This is a genomic window from Kitasatospora sp. NPDC058965 (assembly GCF_042741245.1).
Classification (GTDB): domain Bacteria; phylum Actinomycetota; class Actinomycetes; order Streptomycetales; family Streptomycetaceae; genus Kitasatospora.
In genome coordinates, this window is sequence record NZ_JBHYKG010000187.1 from 1 (window position 1) to 16418 (window position 16418).

General features: G+C 71.7%; 13 protein-coding genes. 9 read left to right on the forward strand and 4 right to left on the reverse strand.

Annotation, left to right across the window (positions count from 1 at the left end):
* Nucleotides 1-81 precede the first annotated feature (81 nt).
* The 3 genes from ACFW1A_RS26470 to ACFW1A_RS26480 all read right to left on the reverse strand — a co-directional run bounded on the left by ACFW1A_RS26470 (nt 82) and on the right by ACFW1A_RS26480 (nt 3194).
* Nucleotides 82-723: a 2-oxo-4-hydroxy-4-carboxy-5-ureidoimidazoline decarboxylase gene (locus ACFW1A_RS26470; RefSeq protein ID WP_380412674.1), complete on the reverse strand. Its 642-nt coding sequence runs from the start codon at nt 721-723 to the stop codon at nt 82-84.
* A gap of 204 nt (nt 724-927) precedes the next feature.
* On the reverse strand, nt 928-2427 hold the full coding sequence (locus ACFW1A_RS26475) for an alpha/beta hydrolase (protein WP_380412676.1): 1500 nt from the start codon (nt 2425-2427) through the stop codon (nt 928-930).
* Nucleotides 2428-2432: 5 nt separating this feature from the next.
* Nucleotides 2433-3194: an SDR family NAD(P)-dependent oxidoreductase gene (locus tag ACFW1A_RS26480; RefSeq protein ID WP_380412677.1), complete on the reverse strand. Its 762-nt coding sequence runs from the start codon at nt 3192-3194 to the stop codon at nt 2433-2435.
* Nucleotides 3195-3347: 153 nt separating this feature from the next.
* On the opposite strand from ACFW1A_RS26480, the gene ACFW1A_RS26485 reads away from it, so the two are divergent.
* Complete coding sequence (locus ACFW1A_RS26485) at nt 3348-4940, forward strand: methylmalonyl-CoA mutase (protein WP_380412679.1); 1593 nt, start codon at nt 3348-3350, stop codon at nt 4938-4940.
* Between the two features lie 76 nt (nt 4941-5016).
* On the opposite strand, the gene ACFW1A_RS26490 is transcribed toward ACFW1A_RS26485, so the two are convergent.
* Complete coding sequence (locus tag ACFW1A_RS26490) at nt 5017-7098, reverse strand: protease pro-enzyme activation domain-containing protein (protein WP_380412681.1); 2082 nt, start codon at nt 7096-7098, stop codon at nt 5017-5019.
* A 546-nt stretch (nt 7099-7644) separates the two neighbouring features.
* Between ACFW1A_RS26490 and ACFW1A_RS26495 the strand changes: the two genes are divergently transcribed.
* The 8 genes from ACFW1A_RS26495 to ACFW1A_RS26530 form a co-directional block, all read left to right on the forward strand.
* Nucleotides 7645-8874 (forward strand): amidohydrolase, encoded by a 1230-nt coding sequence (locus tag ACFW1A_RS26495; RefSeq protein WP_380412691.1) that lies wholly within the window; start codon nt 7645-7647, stop codon nt 8872-8874.
* A gap of 180 nt (nt 8875-9054) precedes the next feature.
* Nucleotides 9055-10137, forward strand: a complete 1083-nt coding sequence (locus tag ACFW1A_RS26500) for a BMP family protein (protein ID WP_380412683.1) — start codon at nt 9055-9057, stop codon at nt 10135-10137.
* Between the two features lie 337 nt (nt 10138-10474).
* The gene (locus ACFW1A_RS26505) at nt 10475-12058 is read left to right on the forward strand and encodes an ABC transporter ATP-binding protein (RefSeq protein WP_380412693.1); all 1584 of its coding nucleotides are present in this window, start codon (nt 10475-10477) and stop codon (nt 12056-12058) included.
* A 5-nt stretch (nt 12059-12063) separates the two neighbouring features.
* Nucleotides 12064-13218, forward strand: coding sequence for an ABC transporter permease (locus tag ACFW1A_RS26510; RefSeq protein ID WP_380412685.1), 1155 nt, complete (start codon nt 12064-12066; stop codon nt 13216-13218).
* Between the two features lie 32 nt (nt 13219-13250).
* Nucleotides 13251-14510, forward strand: coding sequence for an ABC transporter permease (locus tag ACFW1A_RS26515; RefSeq protein ID WP_380412695.1), 1260 nt, complete (start codon nt 13251-13253; stop codon nt 14508-14510).
* Nucleotides 14507-14905: a cytidine deaminase gene (locus ACFW1A_RS26520; RefSeq protein WP_380412687.1), complete on the forward strand. Its 399-nt coding sequence runs from the start codon at nt 14507-14509 to the stop codon at nt 14903-14905. The genes ACFW1A_RS26515 and ACFW1A_RS26520 overlap by 4 nt, the downstream gene beginning before the upstream one ends.
* Nucleotides 14906-15028: 123 nt before the next feature.
* Nucleotides 15029-16306 (forward strand): thymidine phosphorylase, encoded by a 1278-nt coding sequence (locus tag ACFW1A_RS26525; protein ID WP_380412689.1) that lies wholly within the window; start codon nt 15029-15031, stop codon nt 16304-16306.
* Nucleotides 16307-16321: 15 nt separating this feature from the next.
* The coding region (locus tag ACFW1A_RS26530; RefSeq protein ID WP_380412697.1) for a SpoIIE family protein phosphatase at nt 16322-16418 on the forward strand (97 nt) is incomplete at its 3' end.

Here is a 16418-nt window from a genome sequence, read left to right on the forward strand (position 1 = left end):
GGCGGTGGCGCCGACCCGGCACGCACCGGTGCGCGCCGCCCGCGTGCTGAGCGGGCGGCGCGCCGTCGATCGGTCGGACGGTCAGCTGCTGCTGGACGAGGCCACCAGGTGCTCCAGTCGGTGCAGCGCGATCCGGCGCAGCTCCTCGGCGGCGACCAGGCGCTCCTCGTCCGGCTCGTTGGCCAGCCGGGTGCGGATCGAGCTGAGCACGGTGTCCAGCATCTCCTCCGGCTCGACCCCGTCCAGGCAGACCACGAAGACGTGGCCGTACCGGGACTCGTAGGCGGCGTGCGCCGCGCGCAGCGCCGTGTGCGCGGCCTGGCTGCCCGGGGCCCGCATGCCGAGCAGCGGCTGCGGCATCCAGCTCTCGTCGGCCAGTGCCTCGGCCAGGTCGGTGGGCCGCAGGTCGTAGGAGGCCTCGCTGGCGGCGGCCAGCAGGGAGGCCAGATCGGGGTAGGGGCGGTGGGCGGTCAGCCGCAGGGCCCAGCGGTGGCTGCCGCAGCAGGCGAGCAGTGCCTCCTCGGCGGCGCCGGGATCGGCCTCGTTGAACCGGTGCAGGCCGGCCGCGGGGCCGCTGTCGGAGGAGGTGGCCGGTCCGATCGGCCGGGGTGCGGGGATACCGACCTGATCAGCTGCGCTGTCGGTCGGATGATCGCTGGCCAGCGGGTCCTCCTCGGGAGGCGGAAGATGACGCGGACGAGGCGCCGTGATGGGTGGGCTCATGGGTCGGACACAACCAGCATGGATCACGCCAGGGCGACGGGTCGCTCGCCCACGCGGGTCCGTGGTGCTCCCGGGCAGCGGCTCCACGGTAGTTGAGCGCTCATCAGTTGGGGAGGGTGCTCGCGCAATTCACTCCGACGAGCTATCAAGTTGTGACCACCGAGCTAACGGGTCATGGCCGGTACCGGTCAGGACTACTCCGGATCAGCCGGTGCAGCTGGTCCCCGCGGGAGGCATGGTGCCGCTGACCAGGTAGGCGTCGAGCGCGTCCGTGACGCAGGCGTTGCCGCTGCCGAAGGCCGCGTGGCCCTCGCCCTGCCGGGTCAGCAGGGTGGCGTCGGCCAGCCCGTGGGCCAGATTGACCGCCGACTGGTAGGGCGTGGCCGGGTCCCCGGTGGTGCCGATCACCAGGATCGGGGCGCTGCCCTCGGCGCGGACGGTGTGCGGCTGCTCGGTGGTCCGGTACGGCCAGTCGGCGCAGCCCGGGTCCTCGACGTCCTCGGCGGTGGTGGTCCGGTTGAGCAGCGGGGCCTGCTGCTTCAGCTCGCCGAGCACCTGCTGCACCCGCTGCGGCGAGGGCGCCGGGGTCGGCGCGTCGGCGCAGCCGATCGCGAAGTGCGCGTCGTCGGAGGCGGTGTAGTGGCCGCTGCCGTCGCGGCCGTTGTAGGCGTCCGCGGCGGCCAGCAGCGGCGCGCCGTCGTGCTGGTCCATCGCGGCGGACAGCGCCGCGCGCAGCTCGCCCCAGGCGGTGTCCTGGTCGCCGTAGAGGAACATCAGGGCGCCGGTCCAGCCCAGCGTGGAGGTGAGCTTGCGGCCGTCCTTGTCCTGGGTGGGCAGCGGGGCGTCGTGCAGGCCGTCCAGGAAGGCGGCGGCCCGCTCGCCGGCCTGCGCCGGGTCCTGGCCGAGCGGGCACTCCTGCGGGTGGGCGGTGGCGCAGTCGGCGGCGAAGCGCTCCAGCGACTTCTCGAAGCCGATCTGCTGCTGCACGCTCGCGTCCAGCTTGTCCTCGGCCGGGTCCACCGCGCCGTCCAGCACCAGGCGCCCGGTGTTCTGCGGGAACTCCTCGGCGTACAGCGCACCCAGGTAGGTGCCGTAGGAGATGCCGAGGTAGTCGAGCTTGGCCTCGCCCAGTGCCTGGCGCAGCCGGTCCATGTCCCGCGCGGTGTTGCGGGTGCCGACGAAGGGCAGCAGCGCGCCGGCCCGGCTCCGGCAGGCCTGGGCGTACTGCGCGGCCTGCTGCTCCCGGCTCGCCTTGCGGGCCTGCGGGTCGGCCGGGTCGTCCTGCTGGTCCAGGGCGTCGCGCTGCTTGTCCGTCAGGCAGCGGATCGGCGAGGAGTCCCCGGTGCCGCGCGGGTCGAAGCCGACGATGTCGTAGCGGTCGTGCAGCGGCCCGTCGAACTGGTCGGTGCCGTCCTTGACCATGGCCACCCCGGACTCGCCCGGGCCGCCCGGGTTGACCACCAGCGAGCCGATCCGGTGCTGCTGGTCCCGGGCCGGCTCGCGGACCACGGCCAGCTCCAGCGCCTGGCCGTCCGGCGCCGCGTAGTCCAGCGGGACCTTCAGCCGCCCGCACTGCAGACCGGATCCGCAGGAGGTCCAGTGGATCCGGTCGTAGGCGGCGGGGGCCGGGCGGGCGGCCGAGGTGCACCCGGTCAGCAGCAGCGCGCCGAGCACCGCGGGGACCAGCAGGCGGCGGAGGGTCAAGGCGGTCAGTCCCGGTGCACCTTGTAGTTGGACGCCTGGGCGCGCGGGCGCACCACCAGCAGGTCGATGTTGACGTGCGACGGGCGGGTGACCGCCCAGGCCACCGTGTCGGCGATGTCCTCGGAGGTGAGCGGGTGCGAGACGCCCTGGTAGACGGCGGCGGCCTTGGCCTCGTCGCCGCGGAACCGGGTGACCGCGAAGCCCTCCGACTTGACCATGCCCGGGGCGATCTCGATCACCCGGATCGGCTCGCCGACCAGCTCCAGCCGCAGCGTGGCGGCGATGGTGTGGGCCGCGTGCTTGGCCGCGACGTAGCCGCCGCCGCCCTCGTAGGCGGCCAGCGCGGCGGTGGAGGAGAGGATCAGCACGGTGCCGTCGCCACTGGCCCGCAGCGCGGGCAGAAGGGCCTGGGTCATGTGCAGCACGCCCAGCACGTTCACCTGGTACATCGCCAGCCAGTCGGCCGGGTCGCCCTGCTCCACCGACTCGGCGCCGAACGCCCCGCCGGCGTTGTTGACCAGCACGTCCACCGGCCCCAGGTCGCGGGCGAAGGCGTCGACCGCGGCACGGTCGGTGACGTCCAGGGTGACCGCCGTCGCGGTGTGCCCGGCCGCCTCGAGCTCCTTGGCGAGCTCCTCGATCCGCTCGGTGCGCCGCGCGGTCAGCACCACCGCGAAGCCCTCGGCGGCCAGCCGGCGGGCGGTGGCCGCACCGATCCCGCTGCTCGCTCCGGTGACCACCGCGACTGACTGTCGACCGGTACCCATGACCCGTCCTCTCCTCGTACCCGTGTACGGCCCATCATCGCAGGAGCTTGTGAGCAAGGTCCCAAGGGTGGAATCTGTCGTTCCTGGAGTACGCGCGCCTACAGTGCGTGACGCCAGCTGAACGGTAGTCAGCTTTCTCCGGAGGTTCCCCCCATGGCGCCCGAGCCCCGCCGCACCGAATCCGCCCGGCACTCCGAATCGGGTTTCCCCGTCGCCCCGCTCTACGGCCCGCAGGAGCCGATCGAGCGGCTCGGCGCACCGGGCGAGTACCCGTTCACCCGCGGGGTCTACCCGTCGATGTACACCGGACGGCCCTGGACGATGCGCCAGTACGCCGGTTTCGGCACCGCCGCCGAGTCCAACGCGCGCTACAAGCAACTGATCGCCAACGGCACCACGGGCCTCTCGGTCGCCTTCGACCTGCCCACCCAGATGGGCTACGACTCGGACGCGCCGGTGTCGGCCGGCGAGGTCGGCAAGGTCGGCGTGGCGATCGACAGCGTCGAGGACATGAGCGTGCTGTTCGGCGGGATCCCGCTGGGCGAGGTCTCCACCTCGATGACCATCAACGCGCCCGGATCGCTGTTGCTGCTGCTCTACCAGCTGGTCGGCGAGTCGCAGGGGGTGCCGTCCGGGAGGCTGACCGGCACCATCCAGAACGACGTGCTCAAGGAGTACATCGCCCGCGGCACCTACATCTTCCCGCCCAAGCCGAGCCTGCGGCTGATCGCGGACGTGTTCCAGTACTGCCGGGCCGAGATCCCCAGGTGGAACACCATCTCGATCTCCGGCTACCACATGGCCGAGGCCGGCGCGAACCCCGCGCAGGAGATCGCGTTCACGCTGGCCAACGGCATCGAGTACGTGCGCACCGCGGTCGCCGCCGGGATGGACGTGGACGACTTCGCGCCGCGGCTGTCGTTCTTCTTCGTCTCCCGCACCACGCTGCTGGAGGAGGTGGCCAAGTTCCGGGCCGCCCGCCGGATCTGGGCCCGGGTCATGCGCGACACCTTCGGCGCCAGGAACCCCAAGTCGCAGATGCTGCGCTTCCACACCCAGACGGCGGGGGTGCAGCTGACCGCCCAGCAGCCCGAGGTCAACCTGGTCCGGGTCTCGGTCCAGGCGCTGGCCGCGGTGCTCGGCGGCACCCAGTCGCTGCACACCAACAGCTTCGACGAGGCCATCGCGCTGCCCACCGAGAAGTCGGCCCGGCTGGCGCTGCGCACCCAGCAGGTGCTGGCCTACGAGACCGACGTGACCGCCACCGTCGACCCGTTCGCCGGCTCCTACGTGGTCGAGGCGATGACCGACGAGGTCGAGGCCGCCGCGGTCGAGCTGATCGGCAGGATCGAGGAGATGGGCGGCGCGGTGGCCGCGATCGAGAACGGCTACCAGAAGTCCGAGATCGAGCGCACCGCCTACCGGATCCAGCAGGAGACGGACAGCGGCGAGCGCACCGTGGTCGGCGTCAACCGGTTCCAGCTGGACGCCGAGGAGCCCTACGAGCCGCTGCGGGTGGACCCGGCGATCGAGGCCCAGCAGGCCGAGCGGCTGGCCCGGCTGCGCGCCGGGCGCGACTCGGCGGCGGTGCGGCGCACCCTGACCGCGCTGCGCAAGGCGGCCGAGGGCCACGACAACGTGCTGTACCCGATGAAGGAGGCGCTGGCCGCCCGGGCCACCGTCGGCGAGGTCAGCGACGCGCTGCGCGAGGTCTGGGGCACCTACACCCCGGTCGACCGGTTCTGAGCCGCGCCGCGGACCGGGAACGAACGGGGCCCCGGAGTCGCACTCCGGGGCCCCGCTCGTGTACCGGCTACGAGGATCAGCCCTCGTTGCCCTGCGCGTCGTCGTCGCCGCTCAGGAAGGACTTCAGGAAGCCCTTGCCCGGGGTGCCGAGGCCGGTCGCGGTGTCGTAGCCCGGGGTGGCCTTGAGGCCGAAGTCCGAGCCGATCTTGTACAGGCGGACCTTGAGCGCGCCGTTGACCACGCCGAGGTCGACCACGTTGCCCAGCTTGCCGTGGTTCTCGGTGTCGTCCACGTCGTTGTAGATGCGGTCGTTGTCGCCACGGGCGTACAGCGCCGGGTTGGCGAAGCCGAGCGACTTGCCGCCACGGGCCTGGATGGCGTCGGCCAGCATGCCGGCCAGCTCCGGGGAGGAGACCGAGGTGCCGCCGTAGCCGCCCTCGCTGTAGGCGCCGCCGGCCGGGGTGTAGCCGACCAGGGTGGCCGCCACCAGGTCACCGCTCATCGCGATGTCCGGGGTGGCGCGCAGCGGGGTGGCCGACTTGGTGCCGTCCGCGGCGGTGTGCGAGACCGAGCTCGGCACGACGTCCTTCTGGTACCACGGCTGGGCGATGTCCTTGGCGACGCCGCCGCCACCACCGAAGTAGAAGAAGCCCGGCATCGGGCTCCACGACTTCTGGTCGGCCGACAGCACCGAGCGCTGGTCACCCATGGAGACCTCGTCGGCGTAGTCGCCCTTCTTGTTCCACAGCTCCAGCGCGGTGCCGCCGACCGCGGTGACCCACGGCGAGGAGGACGGCCACTGGGTCTGGGCCTGGTTGGTGTCGGCCTGGCAGTTCACGCCGGTGGCCGCGGCGGCCGGCGAGTTGTCGCCGCAGTCGCCGGCGGAGACGGTGAAGCCGATGCCCTCGACCGCGCCCAGCATGAAGAGCTGGTTGTCCTGGGCGATCACGGCCGGGTCCAGGTCGCCGCTCTTGCCGTGCATGATCTCGCCCCAGGAGTTGGAGACCACGTCGGCCAGGTGGTTGTCCACGATGTTGGCCAGCGCGTCGCTCAGGTCCTGGTCGTAGCAGGAGTTGGCGCCGACGTAGACGACGTTGGCGTCCGGCGCGAGGCCGTGCACCATCTCGACGTCCAGGGCCTCCTCGCCCGACCAGTCGCCGCAGTCGGCCTGGTGCTGGAACTGGGCCGGGTTGACGACCTCCTTGTACTGCCCCGGGGCGAACGGCTTGTCGCCGTGCGCGGTGGAGAAGTGGTTGGCGTCGGCCTCCATGGTGCCCAGGCCGTAGGCGTCGACGACCGCGACGGTCGCGCCCTTGCCGGTCAGGCCGGACTTGGTGACGCCGTAGGCCTGGCGCAGCTGCGAGGTGGTGTACGAGCAGGGAGCGAAGGGCTCGTTCTTCTCGTAGCCGGCCGGCGCGCCCTTGGCGACCAGCGAGTCGTAGCCGTCCGCGGAGCAGGTCGGCACGGTCGGCAGGGTGTCGGCGGCGGCGATGACGCCCGGGGCGGCCGCGCGGGCGGCCTGCTGGGCGGCCTGGGCCTTGGCCTCGGCGGTGGCCTGCGAGACGGCCTGCGAGGAGGACTTGCCGGCCGCGCTGGTCAGGCCGGCGATGTTCAGCACCGCGTCGGAGACCGAGGCGGGCAGCTGCACGTCGGTGACCGGGGCCGAGCGGACGCCGGTCGCGGTGCGGTAGTTGTGGAACTCGGTGCCGAAGGCCTTGGCCAGCGCACCGGTGGTGCCGGAGACCTGCACGTAGTGCTCGGTCACCGCGTCCACGGTGAGGCCGGCGCCCTGGACCCACTCGGTCACGGCCTTGACCTGCGCGGGGGTGGCACCGAAGCGGGCCTTGGCGTCGGCGGCCGACAGGTACTTGCCGTAGAACGGCGAGTTCGGCGAGGAGACGGCCTGCGCGTAGGCGGCCAGCGACTGCGGGTCCTTGCCGGCGAGGTAGATGCGGGCGGCGGTCGCGGTGCCGGCCGGCACCGCGCCGTTGTCGGCCTGGGCCGTGGCCCAAGCGGGATGGGTTCCCTGGAGGTCCTTCACACCGGCCGAGGTGTCGGCGAAGGCCGGGTTGGCGACCGCGAGCGTTCCCAGGACCAGGGCGGCGGCCGGAGCCGCCACTGCTATCCGGGAGAGCCGGCTGCGCTTGGCTGCGGGCACGTGGGTTCCCCACTCTCATGTGGTGCGCCACGGTCGCGCTTCGTGGGCGCGGTCCGGACGCGGGCAGGACGGATCGCCCCGTTCGACCGGCTCCTGACGGAGGGTCGCGCGGGTGCGCGAGTTTTGACTGTGCGGACGTTGTTTATTCGCTCGGACGGTCGAAGCTCAAGAGTTCGTCTGATTTTTTTGCCTGCGCATGACCTAGCCGTCCGGATCTTGACACGCTCCCGCCACCCGGTGGTGGTGCGGGGGACAACCGCTGGTCGGGCGGGGGATGTCGGCTCGTTACCCCGACCGCCGCCGGTCGTTGCACAGGGTCATCGCCCTGCGCGCAGCCCACCCGGGGAAGGCGGACAAAACCACGTGTCATACCCACCCGCGGGCCGCGTATGCGCCAATTCGGGGAGTGATTTGGCCGAAGTCAGGCCAAACACAGGCCGCCCCCATACCCTTGTTGGGGTGAACCGACCTCAGCCGGCCGCCCAGGCCGCACCACTGGCCCCCGCGTCCGCACCGGTCACCTCGGGAGCACCGAAGGGGAAGGCGATGATCAGTCACCATCCGGTCGAGCCGGGGACGTTGACGCTGCGTTCGCGGGTGCGCGCGGTGCAGGCCGAGCTGGTCGCGTTCCGTCGCGACCTGCACCGCCACCCGGAGCTCGGCCGCCAGGAGTTCCGCACCACCGCCAAGATCAAGGAGCGGCTCGCCGCGGCCGGGCTGAGCCCCCGGGTGCTGCCGGGCGGCACCGGCCTGCTGGTCGACCTGGTGCCCGCGGGGACCCCCGCCGGCACCCCGCTGCTCGCCTTCCGGGCGGACATCGACGCGCTGCCCATCGCGGACGCGAAGACCGAGGCGCCGTACCGTTCCACCGTCCCCGGCCAGGCCCACGCCTGCGGCCACGACGTGCACACCACGGTGGTGCTCGGCACCGCGCTGCTGCTGGCCGAGGCGCTGCGCGAGGGCCGGCTGACCCAGCCGGTGCGCCTCGTCTTCCAGCCCGCCGAGGAGGTCATGCCCGGCGGCGCGCTGGACGTGATCGCGGCCGGTGGGATGGAGGGGGTCGGCCGGATCTTCGCGGTGCACTGCGACCCGAAGGTGACGGTGGGTCGGATCGGCCTGCGCACCGGGGCGATCACCTCGGCCTGCGACGCCCTGGTGCTCAGCCTGGACGGCCCCGGCGGCCACACCGCCCGCCCGCACCTGACCACCGACCTGGTCACCGCGATCGGCCGGCTGGCCGCCGAGCTGCCCGGCGCGCTGGCCCGCCGGATGGACCCGCGCTGGGGGGTCAGCCTGGTCTGGGGCCGGATCGCGGCCGGCTCGGCGCCCAACGTGATCCCGCAGCACGCCGAGCTGGAGGGCACGGTGCGCTGCCTGGAGCTGGACGGCTGGCGCGAGGCGCCGGACGTGATGCACGAGCTGGTCAGCAAGATGGCCGAAATCCACCGGGCCAAGTGGAGCCTGGACTACAAGCGGGGCGTCCCGCCGGTGGTGAACGAGGCGGTCTCGATCAGCCAGCTGGACACCGCGATGACGCGACAGTTCGGTGTGGAAGGTGACGTAGTCGTGGAGGAGACGGAGCAGTCCCTGGGCGGCGAGGACTTCTCCTGGTACTTGGAGCACGCACCGGGGGCGCTGGCCCGGCTCGGCGTGCGGGCGCCGGACGAGACCGCCGTCCGTGACCTGCACCAGGGCCGGTTCGACGTCGACGAGCGGGCGATCGGGATCGGCGTGGAGCTCTTCACATCACTGGCACTGGAGCATGCACGTCCGTAACGGCGCTGCCGTGGGACACTCGAGGGTGCTCGTCGGGCGTCACTGACGTCCGACGTGTCCCCTGTGCCACGGTTTGATAACAACCCGAATGGCTCGGCACCCCGTAATAAAACCGTGTTCTACGCGCGTTACGGTGGCGCCAGACCACGCCATACGGGTGTGTAAGAAGGAGATACTCCCTTGCGCCGTTCAGTAAAGCTCGCCGCGGTGGTGCTCTCGGGCTCCCTGGGCATCGCCTCGCTCGCCGCTTGCGGCGCAAAGAGCACCGACAACTCCACCGCCTCGGCGGGCGCCTCCGGCTCCGGCCTCAAGGTCGGTATGGCCTACGACATCGGTGGCCGTGGTGACCAGTCGTTCAACGACTCGGCCGCCCGTGGTCTGGACAAGGCCAAGGCCCAGCTCGGCGTCACGGTCAACGAGGCCGAGGCCAAGCAGGGCGAGTCGGACGCCGACAAGGAGGCCCGCCTCAACAGCCTGGTGACCGCCGGCTTCAACCCGGTCATCGCGGTCGGCTTCGTCTACCAGCCCGCGGTCGAGAAGGTCGCCAAGGCCAACCCGAACGTCAAGTTCGCGATCATCGACTCCTCCTCCGACACCCAGCCGTCCAACGTGACCTCGCTGACCTTCTCGGAGCAGGAGGGCTCGTACCTGGCCGGCGTGGCCGCCGCCCTGAAGAGCAAGACCAAGCACGTCGGCTTCATCGGCGGTGTGCAGACCGAGCTGATCAAGAAGTTCGAGGCCGGCTACCGCGCCGGTGTCGCCTCGGTCGACCAGAACATCAAGGTCGACGTCAAGTACCTGACCACGCCGCCGGACTTCACCGGCTTCGCCGACCCCGCCAAGGGCAAGTCGGCCGCGCAGGGCATGCTGGACAACGGCGACGACGTGATCTACTCGGCGGCCGGCTCCTCCGGCTCCGGCGCGATCGAGGCCGTCTACACCGAGTGGAGCACCAACCACAAGGACGTCTGGGCCATCGGTGTCGACTCCGACCAGGCGAACCAGCCGGCGCTGGCCAAGTACAAGGACCGCATCCTCACCTCGATGGTGAAGAACGTGGACACCGCGGTCTACACGTACATCAACAGCGTCAAGACCGGCAGCCCGCTGACCGGCGTGAAGAACTTCGACCTGAAGCAGGGCGGTGTCTCGCTGGCCACCACCGGTGGTCACATCGACGACATCAAGAAGCAGCTGGACGACGCCACTGCGAAGATCACCCAGGGTGCCACCACGGTCCCGACCGCGCCGCCGGCCGGCTGATCCTCGGCTCTTCAGCACGTCACCAGCAGTACCAGCGTTTCAGGGGAGGGGCCCGGTGGGTCGCGCGCGAGCGCACTCCGCCGGGCCTCTCCCGTTCCCCGGGGCTGTGACCGGCCCCCGTGACACCCGGCCCTCCCCCCAGCGCAACGAAGCGCCTGCCGACCATCAGGAGATCGCCATCACCGCTTCCACCCCCTCCCCGAGCAAGGGAGGCAACCCCGGCGCGGGGACGGCGACCGCGGCCGTCGAGCTGCGCGGCATCACCAAGCGCTTCCCCGGCGTGGTCGCCAACCACGACATCAACCTCACCGTGCGACGCGGCACCGTGCACGCCCTGATGGGTGAGAACGGCGCCGGCAAGTCCACCCTGATGAAGATCCTCTACGGCATGCAGCGCCCCGACGAGGGCACCATCGCCATCAACGGGGAGCAGGCGGAGTTCACCAGCCCCGGCGACGCGATCGCCCGCGGCATCGGCATGGTGCACCAGCACTTCATGCTGGCGGACAACCTCACGGTGCTGGAGAACGTGGTCCTGGGCGGCGAGAAGCTGTACGGGATCGGCGGCAGGGCCCGGGCCAAGATCATGGAGATCTCCGAGCAGTACGGCCTCCAGGTGCGCCCGGACGCGCTGGTCGAGGACCTCGGCGTGGCCGAGCGGCAGCGCGTGGAGATCCTCAAGGTGCTGTACCGCGGCGCCCGGATCCTGATCCTGGACGAGCCCACCGCGGTGCTGGTGCCGCAGGAGGTCGACGCGCTCTTCGACAACCTGCGCGAGCTCAAGGCCGAGGGCGTCACCGTCATCTTCATCTCGCACAAGCTGCACGAGGTGCTCTCGGTGGCCGACGCGATCTCGGTGATCCGCCGCGGCACCACGGTCGGCGACGCCGACCCGCAGCAGGTGACGGCCCGCCAGCTGGCCGAGATGATGGTCGGCAGCGAGCTGCCCTCGCCCGAGACCCGCGAGTCCACCGTGACCAGCGAGGAGATGCTCAAGGTCGAGGGCCTGCGGATCTCCAAGCCGGACGCCGAGGGCATCGAGCGCGTGGTGCTGGACGACGTCTCGCTCACCATCCGCAAGGGCGAGGTGCTGGGCATCGCCGGTGTCGAGGGCAACGGCCAGGCCGAGCTGGTCGAGGCGATCATGGGGATGCTGCCGCTGACCGCCGGCACCGTGGCGCTGGACGGCAAGGACCTGACCGGTGCGCTCACCCGGGCCCGCCGCGAGGCCGGCATCGGCTACATCCCCGAGGACCGGCACCGGCACGGCCTGCTGCTGGAGGCCCCGCTCTGGGAGAACCGGATCCTGGGCCACGTCACCGAGGACCCCAACTCCAAGGGCTTCCGGCTGGACCCGGCCGCGGCCCGCAAGGACACCCTGCGGATCGTCGAGGAGTACGACGTCCGCACCCCCGGCATCGAGGTCACCGCGGCCTCGCTCTCCGGCGGCAACCAGCAGAAGCTGATCGTCGGCCGCGAGATGAGCCACAACCCGAAGCTGCTGATCGCCGCCCACCCGACCCGCGGCGTGGACGTCGGCGCCCAGGCGCAGATCTGGGAGCAGATCCGGGTCGCCCAGCGCGCCGGCCTGGCGGTCCTGCTGATCTCGGCCGACCTGGACGAGCTGATCGGCCTGTCCGACTTCATCCGGGTGATCTACCGCGGCCGGCTGGTCGCCGAGGCCGACCCGGCCACCGTGACCGCCGAGGACCTGGGCACCGCGATGACCGGTGCCGCCTCCGGGCACATCGAGTCCGACGAGACCGCGCTCGCCGAGGCGGCCGTGATCGCCGCCGAGGAGCTCGGCCGGAGCGACGCGCCGGGCGGCGAGACCGCCGACGCCGCCACCGACGCACCATCAGACGCACCTGCCGACACCGCTGCTGACGCCGCCGCCGACGAGGCGCAGGCGGGGGAGTGACCGACATGACCACTTCGACCGAACCGGCCAAGCGCGGCCGGCTGCAGCGGATCGACTGGGAGAAGGTGGCCCTGAGCCTGGCGGCGCCGGTGCTGGCCGTCGTCATCTCCCTGGCGATCTGCTCGATCCTGCTCGCCGTGTCGGGTCGCGACCCGTTCCAGGCCTTCAACATCATGGGGACGTACGGGTCGGCCTCGGACGCCCAGGTGCTCACCATCAACAAGGCGACCACCTACTTCATCGCCGGTATCGCGGTGGCCTTCGGCTTCCGGATGAACCAGTTCAACATCGGTGCCGACGGCCAGTACCGGCTCGCCGCCCTCTTCGCCGCCTTCGTCGGCGCCGAGGTCGACCTGCCCTCCTTCCTGGAGATCCCGCTGCTGCTGATCGTCGCCATGCTGGTCGGCGGCCTGTGGGCGGCGGTGGCCGGTGTGCTGAAGACGGCGCGCGGGGTCAGCGAGGTCGTCTCGACGATCATGCTGAACTACATCGCCAGTGCGGTGATCGCGCTGCTGCTGGTGCCCGGGGTCTTCGCGCCGGAGAAGAGCAGCACCTCGAACAGCATCCAGACCAACCCGATGGCCCCGTCGAGCAACTTCTTCTTCTTCAACACGCAGGGCGGCCAGGTCTACGGCTTCGTGATCATCGCCGTGCTGATCGGGGTGGCCTTCCAGCTCACCCTGAACCGCACCCGGTTCGGCTTCGACCTGCGGGCCACCGGCCGCAGCGAGGAGGCGGCCAAGGCCAGCGGCGTCAACGTGAAGCGCATGGTGCTCACCAGCATGGTGGTCTCGGGTGCGCTGGCCGGCCTGATCGGCATGCCCGACCTGCTGCAGTCCGCGCACTACTACGGCCAGAACTTCCAGCCGGGCCTGGGCTTCACCGGCATCGCGATCGCGCTGCTGGGCCGCAACACCCCGATCGGGATCGCGTTCGCGGCGCTGCTCTGGTCCTTCCTCGACGTGACCGGCCAGCAGCTGCCGCTGAAGGGCGACTTCCCGCAGGAGATCGTCGCCGTCATGCAGGGCACCATCGTCATCTGCGTGGTCGTCGCCTACGAGCTGGTGCGCCGCTACGGCCTCAAGCGCCAGCAGCAGAAGGTCGGCGCCCAGCTCGCCGCTCAGGCCGCCGCGGCCGCCAAGAAGGAGGTCGCCGCGTGAGCAGCAACTTCACCACCGAGTTCGGCAAGCGACTGCTGAGCCCGAACCTCAACAAGCCCATCGGCAGCGGCAAGCGCCGTGGCAAGCTCTCCTGGCCGGTCATGCTGCTGCTGCTGGCCGGCGCCCTGGTGCTCTTCTCGGCTGTGGCCGCGGTCACCGGCAACCACGGCCTGACCTCCTCCGGCCAGGTGGAGGCCGCGCTCAGCGCCGCCGTGCCGATCGGCATGGCCGGCCTCGGCGGTCTGTGGTCCGAGCGCGCGGGCGTGGTCAACATCGGCCTCGAAGGCATGATGGTGGCCGGCACCTTCTGCGGCGCCTGGGCCGGCTACCTGGTCAACCCGTGGGTCGGCGTGCTGGCCGGGATGGCGGGCGGCGCGCTCGGCGGCCTGCTGCACGCGGTCATCACGGTGACCTTCGGGGTCGACCACATCGTCTCCGGCGTGGGCATCAACATCCTGATCCCCGGCATCTGCGCCTACGTCAACAAGATCTACTACAAGGACTACGTGGCCTTCGGCGCGGGCGCCAACCAGTCCCCGCCGGCCGATCCGCTGCCGCAGGTCACCGTCCCCGGCCTGTCCTCGTGGCTGCAGACCGTGGAGAGCCACCACTGGTTCCTGGTCTCGGACGTCGCGGGCATCCTGGCGGGTCTGATCACCAACCTCTCGGTGGTGACGATCTTCGCGGCGGCGCTGCTGGTGGTCAGCTACTTCGTGCTCTGGCGCACCACCTTCGGCCTGCGGCTGCGCTCCTGCGGCGAGAACCCGACCGCGGCCGAGTCGCTGGGCGTCAACGTCTACAAGTACAAGTACTACGCGGTGGTCGCCTCGGGCGCCTTCGCGGGCCTGGCCGGCTCCTACCTGTCCCTCGTGCTGGCGCACTTCTACAAGGACGGGCAGACCGGCGGCCGCGGCTTCATCGGTCTGGCCGCGATGATCTTCGGCAACTGGATGCCGGGCGGCCTGGCGATGGGTGCCGGCCTGTTCGGCTTCACCGACAGCCTGCAGCTGCGCGACCAGGCGGCGGTGCACGACCTGGTGCTGATCGTGGCGATCGCGCTGGCGCTGTTCGCGCTGTGGCAGTTCTACCGGCGCAAGCTGGTCGCCGGCGTGGTCGCGCTGGTGGTGGCGGGCGGCCTGGCCGCCTGGTTCGCCACCACCGACAGCGTGCAGGTGCCGATCATCCAGGCGACCCCGTACATCATCACCCTGGTGGTGCTGGCGCTGGCCACCCAGCGGCTGCGCCCGCCGAAGGCGGACGGCCAGGTCTACCGCAAGGGCCAGGGCAAGTGACGGACCGACAGCAGGCCCCCGACTGGGAGGCGCTGCGCGCGGCGGCCCGGGACGCGATGTCCCGGGCCTACGCCCCGTACAGCAAGTTCCCGGTGGGCGCCGCCGCCCTGGTGGACGACGGGCGCGTGGTGACCGGCTGCAACGTGGAGAACGCCTCGTACGGGCTGGCCCTGTGCGCCGAGTGCGGACTGGTCTCGGCGCTGCACGCGGGCGGTGGCGGCCGGCTGGTCGCGTTCACCTGCGTGGACGGGGCCGGGCAGCCGCTGATGCCGTGCGGGCGGTGCCGGCAGCTGCTGTGGGAGCACGGCGGACCGGAGCTGCTGGTGGAGCTGCCCTCGGGGATCCGGCCGATGACCGAGGTGCTGCCGGACGCGTTCGGCCCGGAGCGGTTGTAGGCCGGTTCCCGGAACGGGCAAGTCGGGGTAGCGGCGTGCGGGTTGACGCGCGTAGAGTGAGGTGAGGGGCGGCCGAGCAGTGGCCGCCCCTCGCGTCGCTTCCGAGCCCGTTGGAGTAACCCCATGGACGTCATCTCCGTCATCACCGCCAAGCGTGACCGCCGCGAGCTGACCGATGATCAGATCGACTGGGTGATCGACGCCTACACCCGCGGCGAGGTGGCGGACGAGCAGATGTCCGCGCTGGCCATGGCGATCCTGCTGAACGGGATGAACCTGCGCGAGATCGGCCGCTGGACCGAGGCGATGATCCGCTCGGGCGTCCGGATGGACTTCGCCGCGCTCGGCGTGCCGACCTCGGACAAGCACTCCACCGGCGGCGTGGGCGACAAGATCACCCTGCCGCTGGCCCCGCTGGTGGCCGCCTGCGGCGCGGCCGTGCCGCAGCTGTCCGGCCGGGGCCTGGGCCACACCGGCGGCACCCTGGACAAGCTGGAGTCCATCCCGGGCTGGCGGGCACTGCTGAGCAACGACGAGATGATGGACGTGCTGCGCACCACCGGCGCGGTGATCTGCGCGGCGGGCGACGGGCTGGCGCCGGCCGACAAGAAGCTCTACGCGCTGCGCGACGTCACCGGCACGGTGGAGGCGATCCCGCTGATCGCCTCCTCGATCATGTCCAAGAAGATCGCCGAGGGCACCGGCGCCCTGGTGCTGGACGTCAAGGTCGGCTCCGGCGCGTTCATGAAGAACCTGCCGGACGCCCAGGAGCTGGCCCGCACCATGGTGGGCCTGGGCCGCGGCGCCGGGGTGAACACGGTGGCGCTGCTGACCGACATGTCCACCCCGCTCGGTCTGACCGCGGGCAACGCGCTGGAGGTCCGCGAGTCGGTCGAGGTGCTGGCGGGCGGTGGCCCGGCGGACGTGGTCGAGCTGACCGTGGCGCTGGCCCGCGAGATGCTCGCGGCGGCCGGCGTCACCGGCAAGGACCCCGCCGACGCGCTGCGCGACGGCTCGGCGATGGACCACTGGCGGCGGATGATCGCCGCCCAGGGCGGCGACGTGGACGCCCCGCTCCCGGTGGCCCGCGAGCAGCACGTGATCCCGGCCCCGGCCTCCGGCGTGCTCACCGCCCTGGACGCCTACGCCGTCGGCGTCTGCGCCTGGCGCCTGGGTGCGGGCCGGGCCCGCAAGGAGGACCCGGTGCAGGCGGGCGCGGGCGTCGAGATGCACGCCAAGCCCGGCGACACCGTCACCGCCGGCCAGCCGCTGCTCACCCTGCACACCGACACCCCTGAGCGCTTCGCGTACGCGACGGCGGCCCTGGAGGGCGGCATCGCGGTCTCCCCGGCGGGCACCGAGTACACCCGCACCCCGCTGATCCTGGACCGGATCGGCTGAGCAGCACGAAACCCGATGGGCGGCCCGCGCTACGACCCGGTGTCCGGCCGGTGCGCCCTGGCCAGCGCCGGGCACCCCGCACCCGCAGTGGTCCACCCCGACGGCACCACGA